At 41.4% G+C, this 16,575-nt stretch carries 12 protein-coding genes and 1 tRNA gene; 8 read left to right on the top strand and 5 right to left on the bottom strand.

The features are described 5' to 3' along the window. The 4 genes from O6P32_RS07395 to O6P32_RS07380 all read left to right on the top strand — a co-directional run bounded on the left by O6P32_RS07395 (position 1) and on the right by O6P32_RS07380 (position 5,597). Entirely contained in the window at positions 1-1,464 is a 1,464-nt protein-coding gene (locus tag O6P32_RS07395) for a RagB/SusD family nutrient uptake outer membrane protein (protein ID WP_269877737.1), read from the top strand. Between the two features lie 198 nt (positions 1,465-1,662). Continuing rightward, on the top strand, positions 1,663-2,916 hold the full coding sequence (gene hflX / locus O6P32_RS07390; protein ID WP_178267078.1) for a GTPase HflX: 1,254 nt from the start codon (positions 1,663-1,665) through the stop codon (positions 2,914-2,916). A gap of 14 nt (positions 2,917-2,930) precedes the next feature. After that, positions 2,931-4,643 (top strand): TlpA family protein disulfide reductase, encoded by a 1,713-nt coding sequence (locus O6P32_RS07385; RefSeq protein WP_269877736.1) that lies wholly within the window; start codon positions 2,931-2,933, stop codon positions 4,641-4,643. Positions 4,644-4,940: 297 nt separating this feature from the next. After that, complete coding sequence (locus O6P32_RS07380) at positions 4,941-5,597, top strand: response regulator (RefSeq protein WP_269877735.1); 657 nt, start codon at positions 4,941-4,943, stop codon at positions 5,595-5,597. A 140-nt stretch (positions 5,598-5,737) separates the two neighbouring features. Here O6P32_RS07380 and O6P32_RS07375 read toward each other — a convergent pair. The 5 genes from O6P32_RS07375 to O6P32_RS07355 all read right to left on the bottom strand — a co-directional run bounded on the left by O6P32_RS07375 (position 5,738) and on the right by O6P32_RS07355 (position 12,078). Then, positions 5,738-5,819 (bottom strand) — tRNA-Leu (locus O6P32_RS07375). Positions 5,820-5,881: 62 nt separating this feature from the next. Continuing rightward, positions 5,882-6,892: a S41 family peptidase gene (locus tag O6P32_RS07370; protein ID WP_178267080.1), complete on the bottom strand. Its 1,011-nt coding sequence runs from the start codon at positions 6,890-6,892 to the stop codon at positions 5,882-5,884. Positions 6,893-6,895: 3 nt separating this feature from the next. After that, positions 6,896-7,744 (bottom strand): DUF3316 domain-containing protein, encoded by an 849-nt coding sequence (locus O6P32_RS07365; protein WP_269877734.1) that lies wholly within the window; start codon positions 7,742-7,744, stop codon positions 6,896-6,898. 11 nt (positions 7,745-7,755) lie between these two features. Then, complete coding sequence (locus O6P32_RS07360) at positions 7,756-10,401, bottom strand: DNA gyrase/topoisomerase IV subunit A (RefSeq protein WP_269877733.1); 2,646 nt, start codon at positions 10,399-10,401, stop codon at positions 7,756-7,758. Positions 10,402-10,698: 297 nt separating this feature from the next. Further along, entirely contained in the window at positions 10,699-12,078 is a 1,380-nt protein-coding gene (locus O6P32_RS07355) for an MATE family efflux transporter (protein ID WP_269877732.1), read from the bottom strand. Between the two features lie 138 nt (positions 12,079-12,216). Here O6P32_RS07355 and O6P32_RS07350 point away from each other — a divergent pair, with 138 nt between their 5' ends. The 4 genes from O6P32_RS07350 (at position 12,217) to O6P32_RS07335 (ending at position 16,490) form a co-directional block, all read left to right on the top strand. After that, positions 12,217-13,758, top strand: a complete 1,542-nt coding sequence (locus tag O6P32_RS07350) for a glycine--tRNA ligase (RefSeq protein WP_269877731.1) — start codon at positions 12,217-12,219, stop codon at positions 13,756-13,758. A 13-nt stretch (positions 13,759-13,771) separates the two neighbouring features. After that, positions 13,772-14,455 (top strand): FKBP-type peptidyl-prolyl cis-trans isomerase, encoded by a 684-nt coding sequence (locus O6P32_RS07345; RefSeq protein ID WP_269877730.1) that lies wholly within the window; start codon positions 13,772-13,774, stop codon positions 14,453-14,455. A 317-nt stretch (positions 14,456-14,772) separates the two neighbouring features. Next, positions 14,773-15,195: a DUF6769 family protein gene (locus O6P32_RS07340; protein ID WP_269877729.1), complete on the top strand. Its 423-nt coding sequence runs from the start codon at positions 14,773-14,775 to the stop codon at positions 15,193-15,195. A gap of 137 nt (positions 15,196-15,332) precedes the next feature. Then, positions 15,333-16,490 carry an efflux RND transporter periplasmic adaptor subunit gene (locus O6P32_RS07335; RefSeq protein WP_269877727.1) on the top strand — a complete coding sequence of 386 codons (1,158 nt, stop codon included), beginning with the start codon at positions 15,333-15,335 and terminating at the stop codon, positions 16,488-16,490. The last annotated feature ends 85 nt before the right edge of the window (positions 16,491-16,575 follow it).

The following is a 16,575-nucleotide window of genomic DNA, read 5'->3' as shown; positions in this document are numbered from 1 at the left end:
ATGAAATTAAAATATATAGCAGCATTTGCGTTTGCAGTAGCATTGGCTTCTTGCGATATACTGGATAAGGAGCCGTCTGATTCTTGGGATTCTGGCTCTGCTATTCAGACTGTAGACGATTTGAAATATGCCATAAACGGTATATACGAAACCCAGACTGGTAATGTGAGTCAATTTGGTAACTATACAGGTGACTTTGGTCTGTTTGCTGACTTGAAGGGTAGTGATTATAAATGTGTAGGCGGTAATAATATGGCTACTGAAATTTCAAGATATCTAGCTACTTCTACCGGAAACTTACCAGATGCTATCTATCAGTTGTTCTATAAATCAATTGCTCGTACAAATAAGGTTATGGAGCAGGCTCAAGCTGCAGGACTTACTGGTGATGAAGTAAATGCTTGTTTGGGTGAACTTTATGCTTTGCGTGCCTTGTTTCACTTCGACCTAGCTCGTGTATATGCACAACTTCCTACTGTAGCAAAAAGCATGGATGATATGGGTATCGTATTGGCTACAAAAACTTTTGATTACACATTTGTGCCTGAACGTGCGACTTTGAAGCAGACTTACGAAACTATCTTGGCTGATTTGGATGAAGCCATTAAACTGATGGAGCCAATTGAAAGTACACACGATAAGAATAATACAACTGGTCATATGAACTATTGGGCAGCTTTGGCATTGCGTGCTCGTGTCAACCTGTATTTGGATGATGTAAATGTGAACGGTACTACTGAGCATAATAAACTGGCCTTGGCTGATGCAAAGAAAATTATCGAAGAAGGTCCGTATTCATTGTACAAATATGCAGACTATACTTCTGTATGGGCTAAAGAATTTACAGATGAAAGCATTTTTGAATTCCAGACTACTTCGCAGTATAACCCACAGCGTAACTCGTTGGGATATTATACAGACCCAAGTGGTTATGCTGAAGCTGCAATGAGTGACTCTTTTGTAGAAGATTTTGTGAAAAATCCAGCTTATACAAAAGATATTCGTGTAAGCAGTGGAATGATTATGGAAGAAAGTTATGGTCCGAAACAGGAAAACAAAGCTTTCTATACTCAGAAATATCCGGGTCGTGATGGTCAGATTTACGTAAACAATGCAAAAGTATTCCGTTTGTCTGAAATCTATTTGATCGCTGCAGAAGCTGCTCTGAAAACCAATGATGAAACAGCAGCTGCCAAATATATCGATGATTTACGCAAGGAACGTATTGCAGACTATGTAGCAGGTTCTACTGCTAGTGTAACCATTGAGGATATTCTGACAGAACGTCGTCTGGAGTTGAATGGTGAAGGACACATGGCATGGGATATGTGGCGTAATGGAAAATCAATTAATAATCCGGTGAAGGGTGAAGTAAAACCGGGTGATAATATGGCTGTATTCCCGATTCCGCAAGCTAATATCAATGCTTCTCACGGAGCATTGAAACAGAATCCTGGATTCTAATAGAATAGGGGATTAATAATATAGGAGGAGTTAAAGCAGTTGGAGTTGAAAAATACTCTGACTACTTTAACTCCTTTTTTTATACCTCATACAGGAGGAAATGTTACTTATACAGTAAGTCGTCGATACAAGTAACGTTTGATGATTGTATAAAGAAAAAATTATATCTTTGCAAGACAAAGAAATACAAGAAACTGAATGAAAGAATTTGTGATATCAGAAGCACAGACCGAGAAGGCTGTGTTGGTTGGTTTGATTACTCAAACTCAAAATGAACGTAAAACAAATGAATATCTGGACGAACTGGCTTTTCTTGCAGAAACAGCCGGAGCGGAGGTTGTGAAGCGTTTTACTCAAAAGTTGGATACCCCCAGTTCTGTAACTTATGTCGGAAAAGGTAAATTGCAGGAAATAAAAGAATATCTGCTTGCTCAGGAAGAGGAAGAAAATGAAATTGGTATGGTGATTTTCGATGATGAGTTATCTGCTAAACAGATTAGAAACATCGAAAATGAATTGAAAGTAAAGATACTGGACCGTACTTCATTGATTCTGGATATATTTGCCATGCGTGCGCAGACTGCCAATGCCAAGACACAGGTAGAACTGGCACAATATAAATATATGTTGCCTCGTTTGCAGCGCTTGTGGACCCACTTGGAACGTCAGGGAGGTGGTTCCGGTGCAGGTGGAGGTAAAGGTTCGGTAGGTTTGCGTGGTCCGGGTGAAACTCAGCTGGAAATGGACCGTCGTATTATCTTGAACCGTATGTCTCTTCTCAAACAACGCTTGGCAGAGATTGATACGCAGAAGTCTACGCAAAGAAAGAATCGCGGACGCATGATTCGTGTGGCTTTGGTGGGCTATACAAACGTGGGAAAATCTACACTGATGAATCTGATGGCAAAAAGTGAGGTCTTTGCAGAAAATAAGCTTTTTGCTACGCTCGATACTACAGTCAGAAAAGTGATTATTGAAAACTTGCCTTTCTTGCTCTCCGATACAGTAGGATTTATCCGTAAACTTCCTACAGATTTGGTAGAATCATTCAAGTCGACATTGGATGAAGTGCGTGAGGCTGATTTGCTTTTGCATGTAGTTGATATTTCTCATCCGGATTTCGAAGAGCAGATTCAGGTGGTGGACAAGACAATTGCTGATCTTGGGGCAGGAGGTAAGCCGACTATGATTGTCTTCAATAAAATTGATGCATACACGTATGTGGAAAAAGCAGAAGATGATTTGACTCCGAAAACGAAGGAAAACATCACTTTGGAAGAACTGATGAATACCTGGATGGCGAGAATGAATGATAACTGTATCTTTATTTCAGCTCGTAATAAAACAAATATTGAAGAATTGAGAAATATTCTTTATAAGAAAGTCCGTGAACTCCATGTACAGAAGTACCCTTACAATGACTTTCTTTACCAAACGTACGACGAAGAATAATTGTGTTTAAAGTTATGAAATGGGCTTGGATATATTGTGTCTTGTGCCTGATTTGTTTGCATACACAGGCTGGAATTTATCATAAACGCGATATAAATAATCCTTGTTTTGTAACGTCAAATACCTCGCGCATAGAATTCAAGCGTCTGGTATTGACTGAGGAGCAGACTCAGGCAGATGCCGTATTTTATGGAACCCCAGGAGAGGTGGCGGTGATTTCATCGGATACTTATTTGACGTCTGGAACACAAAAATTTATGCTTCGGGAGTCTGATTGTTTGTCTATTGACGGACAGACTGAGCCGGAGCGGATTCCTGAATCGGGGAGAATGGAAGTGACTTTGTCTTTTGAGCCGATTCCAAGGGATGTACAGATTGTAGATTTTGTGTCGGAACAAGAAGGCTGGAAAATATGGGGGATACAGTTGAACGAAGCGGAACCTTATGTATATGTACCCAGTTTTCTGGAAACACAATATTTAACTCCTACTCCTTCTTTGCCGGAACCTCGTTTGCAGCCTGGAAGAACGATTATCAATGGATATATTTTGGGCTATTCGGAAGAGATGGAAATGGAGGTAGTCTTCCGTCATGCCGACTGGCTTTTTCCAAATGATTGGGGAAGGAATGTGAAAGTACGTCAGGATGGCTCTTTCCATATTGAAGCAGAACTTTTGATGGCAGGTGGTGCCAAGTTGCAAATCAATTGCGCTCAGTTGGATTTGTTTCTTGTACCGGGTGAGGAGATGACTGTGTATATCCATCTGCCTCGTTTGAGCATGTCTGCATCTCGGGTTCTGTCGCATCTTTATCGTGACAAGCAGAAAGCCTGGTTTGATGGCGGAGAGAAAAATTTGAACACCGAATTGGCTAGATGGGGATATCCGCTTGTGGCCGATTCTGACAAACATATGAATAAATTGTTGACTTCTCTTCATCATCATAAGGAGGCCGGAAAAGGATATAAGGAGTATGTGGAGACGAATCTTCTGCTCGATAGTTATATTCGTGGAACAAAGCAGGGGGAGGTGAAAGAGGAAGTTGTGTCTCCTTATGCATGGTATGGATATGACTATGCTGATTATGCTTCTCTTTTGTATAATAATAGACAACCCCAGTCTGAAATGTGGAAGGAAGTGGTTTTGGCTAAATCGGTATGCAGTAATCTGATTAAAAACCGTAAATTAGAATCATCTGATAAAAAGGTGATGAAAGGGTTTCATCAGACAGAGTTGTGTACTTATATTAATAAGAAAGCAGAAATCATAGAATCTATCACCCGTCAGAATAAAGCAGAAGATGGATATGTAATAGCGGAACTTGATTCTTTGGTCTCTGGGGCAGATATTTTACCGTCTATTATATCTTCTTATAGAGGGAAAGCTGTTCTTATTGATTTTTGGGCTACATGGTGTGGACCCTGTAGGAGAAGCATGTGGGCGATGCGTTCGTTGCGTAAGGATATGATTTCTAAGGATGTAGTATATGTGTATGTTACAGGTCCCTCTTCTCCGGAAGATATTTGGAAAACAGCGATTACAGAGATAAAAGGTGTACATTATAGATTGACACAAAGTCAGTGGGACTATTTATGTCGGACGTATGGTATAAAAGGTATTCCCGGTTATATCATTATAAGTTACGATGGGAAATTACAAGATCGTTACGTAGGATTTCCCGGAGTGGATGTATTACAAAAAGATTTGTTGCGCGCTTCCGGCCAGTAAGGCTGGGAGCGTTGCTTTTTTAGAAGTGTTTATTAAAAATTTTATGGGAAGAAAGGCTGGATACGGATGTATGATATTTTTCTGTATATGATAATAGAGGAATAGTTGTTGAATCATAAAAAGAAGAATAGTCATCTGTATGGAGACGATTATATATTCTAGAAAAATCACGGTTTTCGGTGAGTCTGTTATCGTTAAAACTATCTTTTTTTGTGATAAAAATAAAGGAAATCACTAGGCAAATAAGAAGGATGTTGTGTTGAGTTTAATGTCAAAAGTATTAAAAATATAAATTAAATGAAAAATAAAAAAGCAACAGTTTTATTGGTTGATGATCATGCTTTGATTTTGCAAGGTCTTCAATCTGTAATTTCAGAAATGCCTGAAATAGGAGAGGTAAGCCTTGCTTCTTCTGGTAATGAAGTACTTTTGATGCTTGAAAAGAGATCTTTCGATTTATATATTTTAGATCTTGAACTTCCGGATATGGATGGTCTTACTTTATTGAAAAAAATTAGTCAAAGGTATCCGGAAGCCCATATTATAGTGAATACGATGCATGAGGAGCCTTGGATAGTCAGGAAAATTATGCAGCAGAATTTAAATGGGATTGTCTTTAAGTCGTCTGAGGTTTCAGAACTGGTAGATGCAGTGAGGATTGTATTACAGGGAGGTATTTATTTCTGTCGAGAATTTAAAGAGTTTGAACTACAGTCGGCAAAAAGACGGAAAGAGATGGCTGAAAGTGGTATGTGGTTAACACAGCGTGAAAAAGAAGTACTTAAGGAAATTGCAGTAGGTAAGCAGACTCGTGAAATAGCAGAGTGCTTACATGTTTCGGTCAATACAGTTGAGACTCACCGTAAGAGTCTTATGATGAAACTCGAAGCCCGTAATGCTGTAGATTTGGTTATAAAAGCGATTCGTTTAGGATTGGTTCAAGTAGAAAGGTAAGGTTTTTATTGATTGCAGTGGAAGAAAATAGGATAAAAACAGTTTACTTATAATTGGAGTTTTACTTCTTTCCTGAACATAAACTAAATCCCCTAATAAACTCTGTCTATTAGGGGATTTAGTTTATTAATGAAAATTCGTGCGCATGATAGGACTCGAACCTACACGTCTCACGACACCAGATCCTAAGTCTGGCGCGGCTACCAATTACGCCACATGCGCTAGAAATTCTCTTTTGCGAGTGCAAATATAGATGATATTTTTATTTTTACCAAATATTGAGGTTATTTCTTTAATAAATTACATGCAGTTTCTATAATTGTATCTTTCCCGCGTTGTATATCTTCCGTAGTCATGTCTACTTTTACATCAGGGTCGATACCAAATTCCAGCTGATTCATTTGAGGATCGAACATCGGACTTGCAGAGAAGCGGATAGACCATCCGTTGGGGATTTCGGAACTGAAAGGAAGTCCGGAGCCTCCTCCGGTTTTGTCTCCGATTATAGTGACATTAGGAAATTGCTTCATGGAGTTCACAAAGTCATTCGTGGCACTATACGATCTGCGGTTTGTCAGTACTGCCACTTTTTTCTGCCAGCGTATGCCGTCGGAGGGCTCTATATACACTTCTTTAGGAGTTGAAAAATCATTGTGGCCAGGACCGGTTTTATGACACATATAACCTACTAATGTTTTTTCGTTGGTGAAGCGGGCAGCCAACTTTTGGGCAGTAGTCAGATTACCCCCTCCGTTGTTTCGTACATCAACAATCAGTCCATCGCATAAGCGGAGTTCGTATAGAGTCTGGTCCAAATTACCGTCTCCTATTCCGTTTGAAAAACTTGAGCAATAAATATAGCCTATGTTGTTTTCCAGTATCTGATAAGTCAGTCCGGAAGAGTTTACGTAATCTTTTTTCAGATAGATGCTTTGTATACTGTCGCTGAAGTTTCGGGGATAGCTGTCGAACCAGGCTCTGTATTGCGAAGTAGCCAGTGCGGAACTCAGATTCACATGGCCGTCGCGTAATTCGTTCACCATATCCGAGAGTACTTCAAACAACTCGGCAGAAGTCATCGAAGGAGTGATTCTTTGTGCATAGCGGCTATGCACTTCATTCCAGTCTAATCCGTATTCCTGATTTTTATAGTCAAGAAAACAATACTGTTCGTCAATGATTTTCCAAAGCGATTCAAAATTAGATTCCGGAGTATTACCGGATACATCTTCACGAATGCATGAAGGGAAAAACATTCCGGATACGAATATAAATAGGAGCAATATATGTTTCATAAGTTAAAAAGGAGTTACTTTTTCGGGCATGCTTATTTTATTTTTTCCTTTTAGTAAGTAAAGGTTGCGTACGAAACCAATCATGAAGTCGTGTGAGTAGGAGTGAGTCTTCAGATTGTTTACCTTAGATTGCTGAATGTCGCACAGGTAACCGACCCTCATAATGGTTTTCCGTATCGGAAAATCAAGCGTGATGAGCTGTCGGAGCGAGGGGGCATTATGCAGGGAAGTAAACAATACATTCTTCCCTCCATTATTCAGTGAAAATATTTCGTAGTACGATTCTCCATATTCCGGTGAAAACATGACACCCATCAAAGGAAGATTAGCCTGATAGCGTAATACAAAAGGGTATTGTCTGATATGGAATTTGTATATGGCCATTCCGGATGCAGCAATACTTCCATATGCTTTGGCCTGGGCCGGATTATTGGAGTTGCGTTCGTTGTAGATGACTCCTCCGTTCAGGTCGATCATGGGACCTGCCAGAATCTTGAACTGATCGCTGATGCGGAACTGGTAATGCAGGGCATAACTCCAGTTAATAAGTCCGTAATACATTTTGGCTGTCTGGGAAATATTTTCCGTATATGAGGCTTGGACTTGAAAGATGCTTTGTGTAGATACGTTTCCCTTCATTAAGCGGGTCATTCTCATCCGTTCGTGCATAATACGAATTTCCGGGCCTGTATATTCCAGTGGAGTGAGATAAGTGTCCAGTACATTGTTATATCCAGCTCCAAAAAGTGTAGAGCGCATGACGTAGCGGGTTGCTTGTAGACTGTCTTCCTGTGCATGGGCCGGAAGGAAGAAAAGCAATCCCAGTATAAAAGCAAGTAAGGTTTGTTTCATGCGGATAGCTGTTAAAATAAATTCATTTGTCCGTTTTCTTCGGCAGGATATTCACTCTCGCTGTTATCCGGCGCAGCATTACTCTCTTCTTCTGTTGTTTCTTCAGGTTCTGGCATACGAGTGGGTTCCAGTTCTTCAATACTCTCCGTGTTGAAGTTGGTTATTCTCTTACCTTTGGCTTTGAAGCTTCTCACAATGGTGAAATCGGCTGCTTCAAATTCTACCGGCTGTTTGCCGCTGTCTTCTCCTCCAAATACAACCTTTACACGAGGATAGACCTCTCCCGACAGAAATACCAGTTGGCTGCGTTTGTTTTCTCCGATATAATTTTGTCGTTTGATGACCGGTTCAAAACAGAAACGCTTCAAGTACGGATAGTTTTGCTGGTCGGCATCGTAAATTACCGCGGTCCAGACTTTATCCGGATTGAATTTTTCTATAATTTGTATGTTGGCATCATAATGGTTGTTCAAGTCAAAATCGGTAGTATAGAACTCGCCGTTCTTCAGCACGACCAGAATACGTTCGTCACTTTGGAATTCACCAAGGAACTGTCCGCGTCCGTCGTAGTTCAGTCGCAATACATCATGGTCGAACCATACCTTACGTCCTCCCAAGGTAGATCCTCCCCGATGTTTTAATGTAATTTTGTGTACTTCAAAGCGGGTCAGTTTGGTTCCTATTGTCTGTCTTCCCTTGATGCTGACCTGGCTGAAATCTTTTTCGAATACCAGTTTCTTGATACGGGGATTAGGACGAAGCATCACTTTAATGACTTCGGCTTCTCCGTTAGGGTTGGCTGTAAAGTAGACAATTTTCGAACCAAGTGTTCCTTGTGTCAGATTATATTCGCGGTCGCGTACTACAGACGTTATGTTAAATCGCTTGATGTAGTAGAAACCATCTTTTCCATCCCGATAGATTACATTGTATATTGTACGTTTGTCGTTTTTCTTGAACACATTAACGTACAAGATGTTTTTGCCCACAAACAGTTTGTCAGCTATACGTACAATTTTATATTTTCCGTCTTTATAGAAGATAATGACGTCGTCTATGTCCGAGCAGTTGCATACGAATTCGTCTTTTTTCAGTCCTGTACCGATGAAACCTTCGTCGCGGTTGATGTACAGTTTTTCATTGGCTTCTGCTACCTTGGTTGCCACAATGGTGTCGAAGTTGCGTATTTCGGTCCGACGCGGATAATTCTTTCCATATTTTTCCTGAATCCGTCTGTACCAGTCGATGGTATATTCTGTGATATGAGCCAGGTGATTATCAATTTCTTCTATCTCAGCCTTCAGTCGTGCAATTTGTTCGTCAGCTTTATCTTTGTTGAACTTCAGAATACGTGCCATCTTGATTTCCATCAGTTTCAAGATGTCTTCTTTGGTTACTTCACGTACAAACTGAGGATAGAAAGGAGTCAGTCGTTCGTCAATGTGTTCGCAAGCCGCATCCATATTTTCAGCCTGTTCGAAGCGTTTATCCTTATAGATACGTTCTTCGATGAAGATCTTTTCCAGTGAAGCGAAATGCAAGGCTTCCAGAGTTTCTCCTTTCTGGATGTTCAGCTCCTGGCGTAACAGGTCGAGGGTATTGTCGACTGATTTCTTTAAGATATCGCTCACCGAAAGAAAGTGAGGCTTTTTATTGTCTATCACACAACAGTTGGGAGAGATACTTACCTCACAGTCGGTAAAGGCATACAAGGCATCCAGCGTCTTGTCCGAAGACACGCCGGGAGCCAGATGAACCAGAATTTCTACCTTCCCGGCTGTATTGTCATCTACTTTACGTACCTTGATTTTACCTTTTTCAATGGCTTTCAATATGGAGTCGATCAGTGAAGAAGTCGTCTTTCCATATGGAATTTCGCTGATGCACAATGTCTTGTTGTCTATCTTTGAAATCTTGGCACGTACACGTACCGCGCCTCCTCGTTCTCCATCATTGTAACGTGATACATCGATGGAACCTCCTGTCTGGAAGTCCGGATAAAGTTGGAAAGACTCTCCGTGCAAATAAGCAATGGCTGCTTCGCACAGTTCGTTGAAGTTATGAGGCAGAATTTTGGAAGATAAACCTACGGCAATACCTTCCACTCCTTGAGCGAGCAGGAGCGGAAACTTGACAGGAAGAGTAACCGGCTCTCTGTTTCGGCCGTCGTACGAGGCCTGCCATTCCGTAGTTTTGGGGTTGAAGACCACATCCAATGCAAATTTCGATAAACGTGCCTCAATGTAACGGGGAGCTGCTGCGCTGTCTCCCGTGAGAATATTTCCCCAGTTTCCCTGACAGTCTATCAGTAACTCTTTCTGTCCTAACTGTACCAACGCATCTCCGATGGAAGCATCACCGTGAGGATGAAACTGCATGGTGTGACCTACGATATTAGCCACCTTGTTATAGCGTCCGTCGTCCAGTCTCTTCATAGAGTGTAGGATACGGCGTTGTACAGGTTTCAGACCATCGTTTATATGCGGTACTGCACGTTCCAGAATCACATACGATGCATAGTCGAGAAACCAGTTCTGGTACATTCCGCTCAACTGATGTTTTACGTTTTCGTCTGTCTGGTCTACCGGCTTGTAATCTGAATGTTCTTCTTTTTCAGGTGTGTTTGTTTCTTCTCTATCCAATATGTCTTCGCTCATAAAATATCTGCTCAAAAAATATAAGTTCAAGCAAAGATACAGAAAAACAAAGAGTAGGACGAATTTTTTTGAAGAAAGTTGTGATGTACTAAGTTGTAGATAGTGGTCTTATAATGTGAATTATACTCTATCTTAATATAATATATTAATTGTATTAGTTGTCTTCTATAATTGACGGCGGCGATTGTATAATCAACCTCGCCGATTATATAATCAGTGTCGACGGATTATAAATCGACGACGTTGGATATAGCTTGTAATTTATGGCAGAAAGTAATAACAGTATTTCTCTTGTCATTACCCTTCCACATTGTCTTGTATGGCTTGCGGATGATCCTCTCTCATTCCCTTCAATACTCCTATGGTGAGTGGAATGGCTAGAAGGAATGAACATAAATCGGCAGCAGCCTGACACATTTCAACTCCTTGCAAGCCAAGAAGGTAAGGAAGTATCAGTATAAATGGAATGAAAAACAATCCCTGACGGGCCGATGACAGAATTACGGCACGTACCGGTTTACGGATGGTTTGCAACAACATATTACAAAGAATAACCCATGTGCCTAAGGGGAGGGTGATGAGTTGCCAGCGTAGAGCACGGGCGCCAATTTCAATCACTTGTGCATCCTCTTTTCTGAACCACGATACAATTTCCGGAGCGTAGATGTAGCCGATAATGGAACAGATACTTAAAAAAATCACTCCAAGCTTAATACAGAACCAAAATCCGTGTCGTACACGAGTGTAAAATCCTGCTCCATAATTGAAACCACATACCGGTTGAAATCCCTGTCCGAATCCGATGACAAAAGAGTTGATAAACATGCAGATACGAGTTACGATAGACATACCGGCAATTGCCGCATCACCATATCTTCCTGCTGCTACATTCAGTAAAATTGTAGCTGTACTGGCCAGGCCCTGACGGCAGAGAGAAGGACTTCCTCCATATAGAATTTCTTTCAATAAAGAAAGTTTAGGAGTAAAATTACTGAAACGTATCCGGATGTTTTCTCCTTTTCTATCCATATAGAGTAGAATAATAAAGCTGCATATCTGGCTTGCCAAAGTAGCAATGCCGGCTCCGGCAATTCCCATATCGAAGACGAAAATCAAAAGCGGATCCAGTCCGATGTTGAGTACAGCACCTACGATGATTCCAATCATGGCATATACTGCATTGCCCTGAAAACGCATTTGGTTGTTCAATACCAGTGAAGAAGCCATAAACGGAGCACCTAAAAGGATAATACCTAAATAAGTTTCCGAGTAGGGGAGGATGGTAGAAGTAGACCCCAAGGCTTTGCAGATGGGACTCAGGAAAATCAGTCCAAACACAGTAATAAGCGTGCCGGCTATGAAGGCACAGAAGAAACCGGTAGAAGCCATTTTTTCTGCACTTTGATATTCGCGTGCACCCAGTTTGCGTGAGATATAGTTGCCAGAACCGTGTCCGAAAAAGAATCCGAAAGCCTGGATAATGGCCATGACAGAAAAAGAAATACCAACAGCTGCGGTAGACTGGGTATTGATTTTCCCGACGAAATAGGTGTCGGCCATTACATAAAAAGAGGTGATTAACATACTGATGATGGTGGGAACAGCAAGCGAACCAATCAGACGAGGGACCGGAGCTGTAGTCATCAATGTGTATTTATCGATGTTTTTTTGTTTCATAAGATCGTTTTTCTACTTGCAAAAGTAGGAAAAAAAGATAAATTAAGAGACTAACATCTTTTATTTACTTATAAATATTTATCTTTGTGCCCTACTACATAGACAAATAACTATAAGAAATTAAATAAAACTAAGAAAATGGCACAAGAAGACGTTTTTAAAAAGCTGGTTTCACATTGTAAAGAATATGGTTTTGTATTCCCGTCAAGCGACATCTATGATGGACTTGGTGCCGTATACGATTACGGACAGATGGGTGTGGAACTGAAAAACAATATCAAACAATATTGGTGGCAAAGCATGGTGTTGCTGCACGAAAACATCGTAGGTATTGATTCGGCTATTTTTATGCACCCTACTATTTGGAAGGCATCCGGACACGTAGATGCATTCAATGACCCATTGATTGATAACCGTGATTCGAAAAAACGTTATCGTGCCGATGTCTTGATTGAAGACCAGATTGCAAAGTATGATGAAAAAATAAATAAGGAAGTAGCGAAAGCAGCGAAACGCTTTGGTGAAGCATTCGATGAACAGCAGTTCCGTACAACCAACCCTCGTGTGTTGGAACACCAGGCTAAACGCGATGCGTTGCACGAACGCTTTGCGGCTGCAATGAATGCAAACGACTTGAATGAATTGCGTCAGATTATTATTGATGAAGAAATCGTTTGCCCTATTTCTGGTACTAAGAACTGGACAGAAGTACGTCAGTTCAACTTGATGTTTACTACAGAAATGGGTTCTACTGCAGATGGTGCAATGAAAGTATACTTGCGCCCGGAAACAGCTCAGGGTATTTTTGTGAACTATCTGAACGTACAGAAGACTGGACGTATGAAGATTCCGTTCGGTATTGCACAGATTGGTAAGGCATTCCGTAACGAAATCGTTGCCCGTCAGTTCATTTTCCGTATGCGTGAATTCGAGCAGATGGAAATGCAGTTCTTCGTAAAACCGGGTACTGAACTTGAATGGTTCAAGACATGGAAAGAAACTCGTCTGAAATGGCACAAGGCACTGGGCTTCGGTGATGATCATTATCGTTTCCATGACCATGAAAAACTGGCTCACTACGCCAATGCCGCTACCGACATTGAATTCCTGATGCCATTCGGATTCAAAGAAGTAGAAGGTATTCATAGCCGTACTAACTTCGACCTTAGCCAGCATGAAAAATTCTCTGGTAAGAGCATCAAGTACTTCGATCCGGAAATCAACGAATCATACACTCCGTATGTAATTGAAACTTCTATCGGTGTAGACCGTATGTTCTTGAGTGTGATGAGTGCTGCTTATACAGAAGAAACTTTGGAAAACGGAGAAAGCCGTGTTGTTTTGAAATTGCCTGCAGCATTGGCTCCGGTGAAATTGGCCGTAATGCCGTTGGTAAAGAAAGACGGTCTGCCTGAAAAAGCACGTGAAATCATCAACGACCTGAAGTTCCACTTCAACTGTCAGTACGATGAAAAAGACAGTATCGGAAAACGTTACCGTCGTCAGGATGCAATCGGTACTCCGTACTGTATTACCATCGACCACCAGACACTGGAAGACAACTGCGTGACATTGCGTAACCGCGATACCATGCAGCAGGAACGTGTGGCTATTGCCGATTTGAATAATATTATTGCCGACAAGGTAAGCATTACCAGTCTGCTGAAAACATTGCAATAATTGATACTGCAACATGAATAAGAAGATTTTTGGATTTGTTGTACTATGTTTCATGCTTTCTTTTGCCTTTGTGGCATGCAACAACGATGACGAAACTCCGGATTCTAATAGTGAATGGGCTTTGTTCAATGACTATTATCTGGATTCTATCGCTGCCGAAGCAAAGGCTAACAGACTGCCTGGAGATTTGAACAACAGTAAGGTGACAACCATAGAAAAGGATAAGTGGAGTATTAAGAGCTATGCTGTCCAACCGGAAGAAGATCTTACTTTTACCCCTAACAAATTGCAGCAGGTGTATATCAAATGGATAAAAGATTATCGTGAGGATCCTCAGGAATGTATTTATCCGTTGTATACAGATTCTGTAAAGATCAGTTATAAGGGTAAGTATGTGACTGGAGAAGTTTTCGACAGTAACTATTCCGGTGAATTTAATCCGGAAATAGCAGAGCCGACTACAATGGCACTTTCCGGTTTGATTCAAGGATGGGCTGCTGCACTGATTTATATGCCTGTGGGTACAAGAGCCGAACTGTATATTCCTTATACAATGGGGTATGGTGTATACGGACAGGGTGATATACCGGGTTATACTACTTTGGTGTTCGACCTTTATTTGGATGGAGTGATTCACCCAGCAGGTCCGGACGACCGGAAGCTGAAAGCTGCCGTGTCGGACGAAGACAAACAGTAATACTCACTTTGATAAAATAATAAGAATCCGGTTTTTCTCTTTTTCCTGTCGAGGAAAGGAAAAGAGGAAAACCGGATTCTTGTCTTTTGTCTGAAACCTTCTTGAAGGTAAAAAACCTGACTTGTATCGTGGGCTTGCGATACAAGTATCGAGAGCTGACGATACAAGTCACGTTGCCTCACGATACAAGTCACGTAAACAGATGGTATTTGATTGGATATTTCAGCACATTGCAACCCCGTTGCATGGTTTTTATTTGGAGGGCAAAAACGAAAGTCTTATCTTTGCGTGTGAAAAAATAATAAGATAACCGAAGTATGAAGAAAAGAATGTGGGCCTATATTTTGCTGACCGTTTGCATCCTGATGCAAGTGGCCGAGGTTTTTCCGCATCATCATCATGCAGGTTATTATTGTCTGGCTCCCGATCTGGTACATGCGGCCCGTACAGAAACTTGTGCTGACCACATGCATCACTCCGATGATACCGACCGACATACATGCGGAGCCGACTGTATTGCGAATTTCCAATGTTCGGTTTCGAATAAAGATATTGTGCATATTGCACCCGATCATTCTTTTTATTTTCTTTTTTATTCATTTTTAGACTGTGCCGAACTTCTGGCTCCCTGGGCGAACAGAAAACCTGAGAAAACAGTCTTCTCTTATGTAAACAGCCTGTATACGTGCGCTTTTGTGCGTAGTACGGGACTTCGTGCACCTCCTGCTGTATTTGTTTAAGCATTAATTTCGATACAGAGTCTTATGTCTCTCTGTATTTCAAATCATTTTTTATTCTGAGTGTTTGCGTTCTTATTGGAGATTGCAGGCTCGGATACGTATATCGTTTTCTATTGAATTTAATTGTATTATAATCTATGAAAAAGAAACATATTTTAGGAGGGGTGCTGATGGTATGCCTGTCGGCTTCTTGTATGCACCATGCGTCACACGATCATGATCACGAGCATGAACATGAGGGGGAAAAAGTAGAGGCTGCACACGAACATCATTCCGATGAAATTGTATTAACTCCCGAAAAGGCTGAGGCTGCCGGTGTAGAAGTGGAAACAGTACAGCCTGCACCATTCCGCCGGAGTATTCTGACGCACGGACAGATTCTGGCTGCACAAGGAGATGAGGCGACTGTGGTAGCAGGAGTATCGGGTATCGTGACCTTTACGCATAATATAGCCGAAGGTGTGCAGGTAGCAAAAGGAGCAGAGCTGATGAGTATCTCAGCACGTAATGTGCAGGATGGAGATCCGGTTACTCGTGCACGGGTAGCATACGAAACCGCACAGAAAGAGTACGAACGTGCTCAAAAGTTGGTAGCAGATCGGATTGTGTCGCAGAAAGATTTTGAGACTGTCCGTGAAAAGTATGAGAATGCCCGTATTGCTTATGAAGCGCTTTCTCCCGATAAAAAAGGAAAAGGAGTAGCTGTATTGGCTCCGCTGGCAGGTTATGTAAAAACTTGTCTGGTAAAAGAAGGGGATTATGTAACGGTAGGTCAGCCGCTTATGAGTATTACTCAAACCCGTCGCCTGAGACTGCGTGCCGATTTGTCCGAACGTTATTACCCGCAGTTGAGCTCCATTTCTTCTGCCAACTTCAAGACCTGTTATAACGACCGTGTGTTTGAACTGGATAAAATGGATGGCCGTCTGCTTACTTATGGCAAGTCGCTGGGCGATGCTTCTTTCTATATTCCGGTTACGTTTGAATTCAACAATCAGGGAAATATCCTTCCCGGTTCGTTTGTAGAAGTTTACCTTCTTTCCAATGAAATACCTGATGTCATTACTATTCCTCAGAGTGCACTGACCGAGGAACAAGGATTGTATTTTGTCTATGTCCGTATGGATGCGGAATGCTACAGAAAACAGGAAGTGAAACTGGGTACAACCAACGGCAAGCGTGTAGAAATACTCTCCGGCTTGAAGAGTGGAGATGTGGTTGTGACAAAGGGTGCCATTCATGTGAAACTGGCTTCGGCTTCGAATGCAATTCCAGGACATACTCATAATCATTAATGATTGGGGAAAGCAATTGATTGGAGTAGGTGAGTGGATGAGCTACGCGTGCTTCTCTTTGTAGGAGCATGAACAGAACTCATAA

It is taken from the genome of Phocaeicola acetigenes (assembly GCF_027529745.1).
In the GTDB taxonomy this organism is placed as follows: domain Bacteria; phylum Bacteroidota; class Bacteroidia; order Bacteroidales; family Bacteroidaceae; genus Phocaeicola; species Phocaeicola acetigenes.
This window is presented reverse-complemented; position numbering and strand designations above follow the sequence as displayed.

Coding starts and splice junctions, on each gene's coding strand:
- O6P32_RS07365 (WP_269877734.1), bottom strand. CDS start 7,744: ATGAAACAAACCTTACTTGCTTTTATACTGGGATTGCTTTTCTTCCTT.
- O6P32_RS07335 (WP_269877727.1), top strand. CDS start 15,333: ATGAAAAAGAAACATATTTTAGGAGGGGTGCTGATGGTATGCCTGTCG.
- O6P32_RS07345 (WP_269877730.1), top strand. CDS start 13,772: ATGAATAAGAAGATTTTTGGATTTGTTGTACTATGTTTCATGCTTTCT.
- O6P32_RS07385 (WP_269877736.1), top strand. CDS start 2,931: ATGAAATGGGCTTGGATATATTGTGTCTTGTGCCTGATTTGTTTGCAT.
- O6P32_RS07350 (WP_269877731.1), top strand. CDS start 12,217: ATGGCACAAGAAGACGTTTTTAAAAAGCTGGTTTCACATTGTAAAGAA.
- O6P32_RS07380 (WP_269877735.1), top strand. CDS start 4,941: ATGAAAAATAAAAAAGCAACAGTTTTATTGGTTGATGATCATGCTTTG.
- hflX (WP_178267078.1), top strand. CDS start 1,663: ATGAAAGAATTTGTGATATCAGAAGCACAGACCGAGAAGGCTGTGTTG.
- O6P32_RS07370 (WP_178267080.1), bottom strand. CDS start 6,892: ATGAAACATATATTGCTCCTATTTATATTCGTATCCGGAATGTTTTTC.
- O6P32_RS07340 (WP_269877729.1), top strand. CDS start 14,773: ATGAAGAAAAGAATGTGGGCCTATATTTTGCTGACCGTTTGCATCCTG.
- O6P32_RS07355 (WP_269877732.1), bottom strand. CDS start 12,078: ATGAAACAAAAAAACATCGATAAATACACATTGATGACTACAGCTCCG.
- O6P32_RS07395 (WP_269877737.1), top strand. CDS start 1: ATGAAATTAAAATATATAGCAGCATTTGCGTTTGCAGTAGCATTGGCT.
- O6P32_RS07360 (WP_269877733.1), bottom strand. CDS start 10,401: ATGAGCGAAGACATATTGGATAGAGAAGAAACAAACACACCTGAAAAA.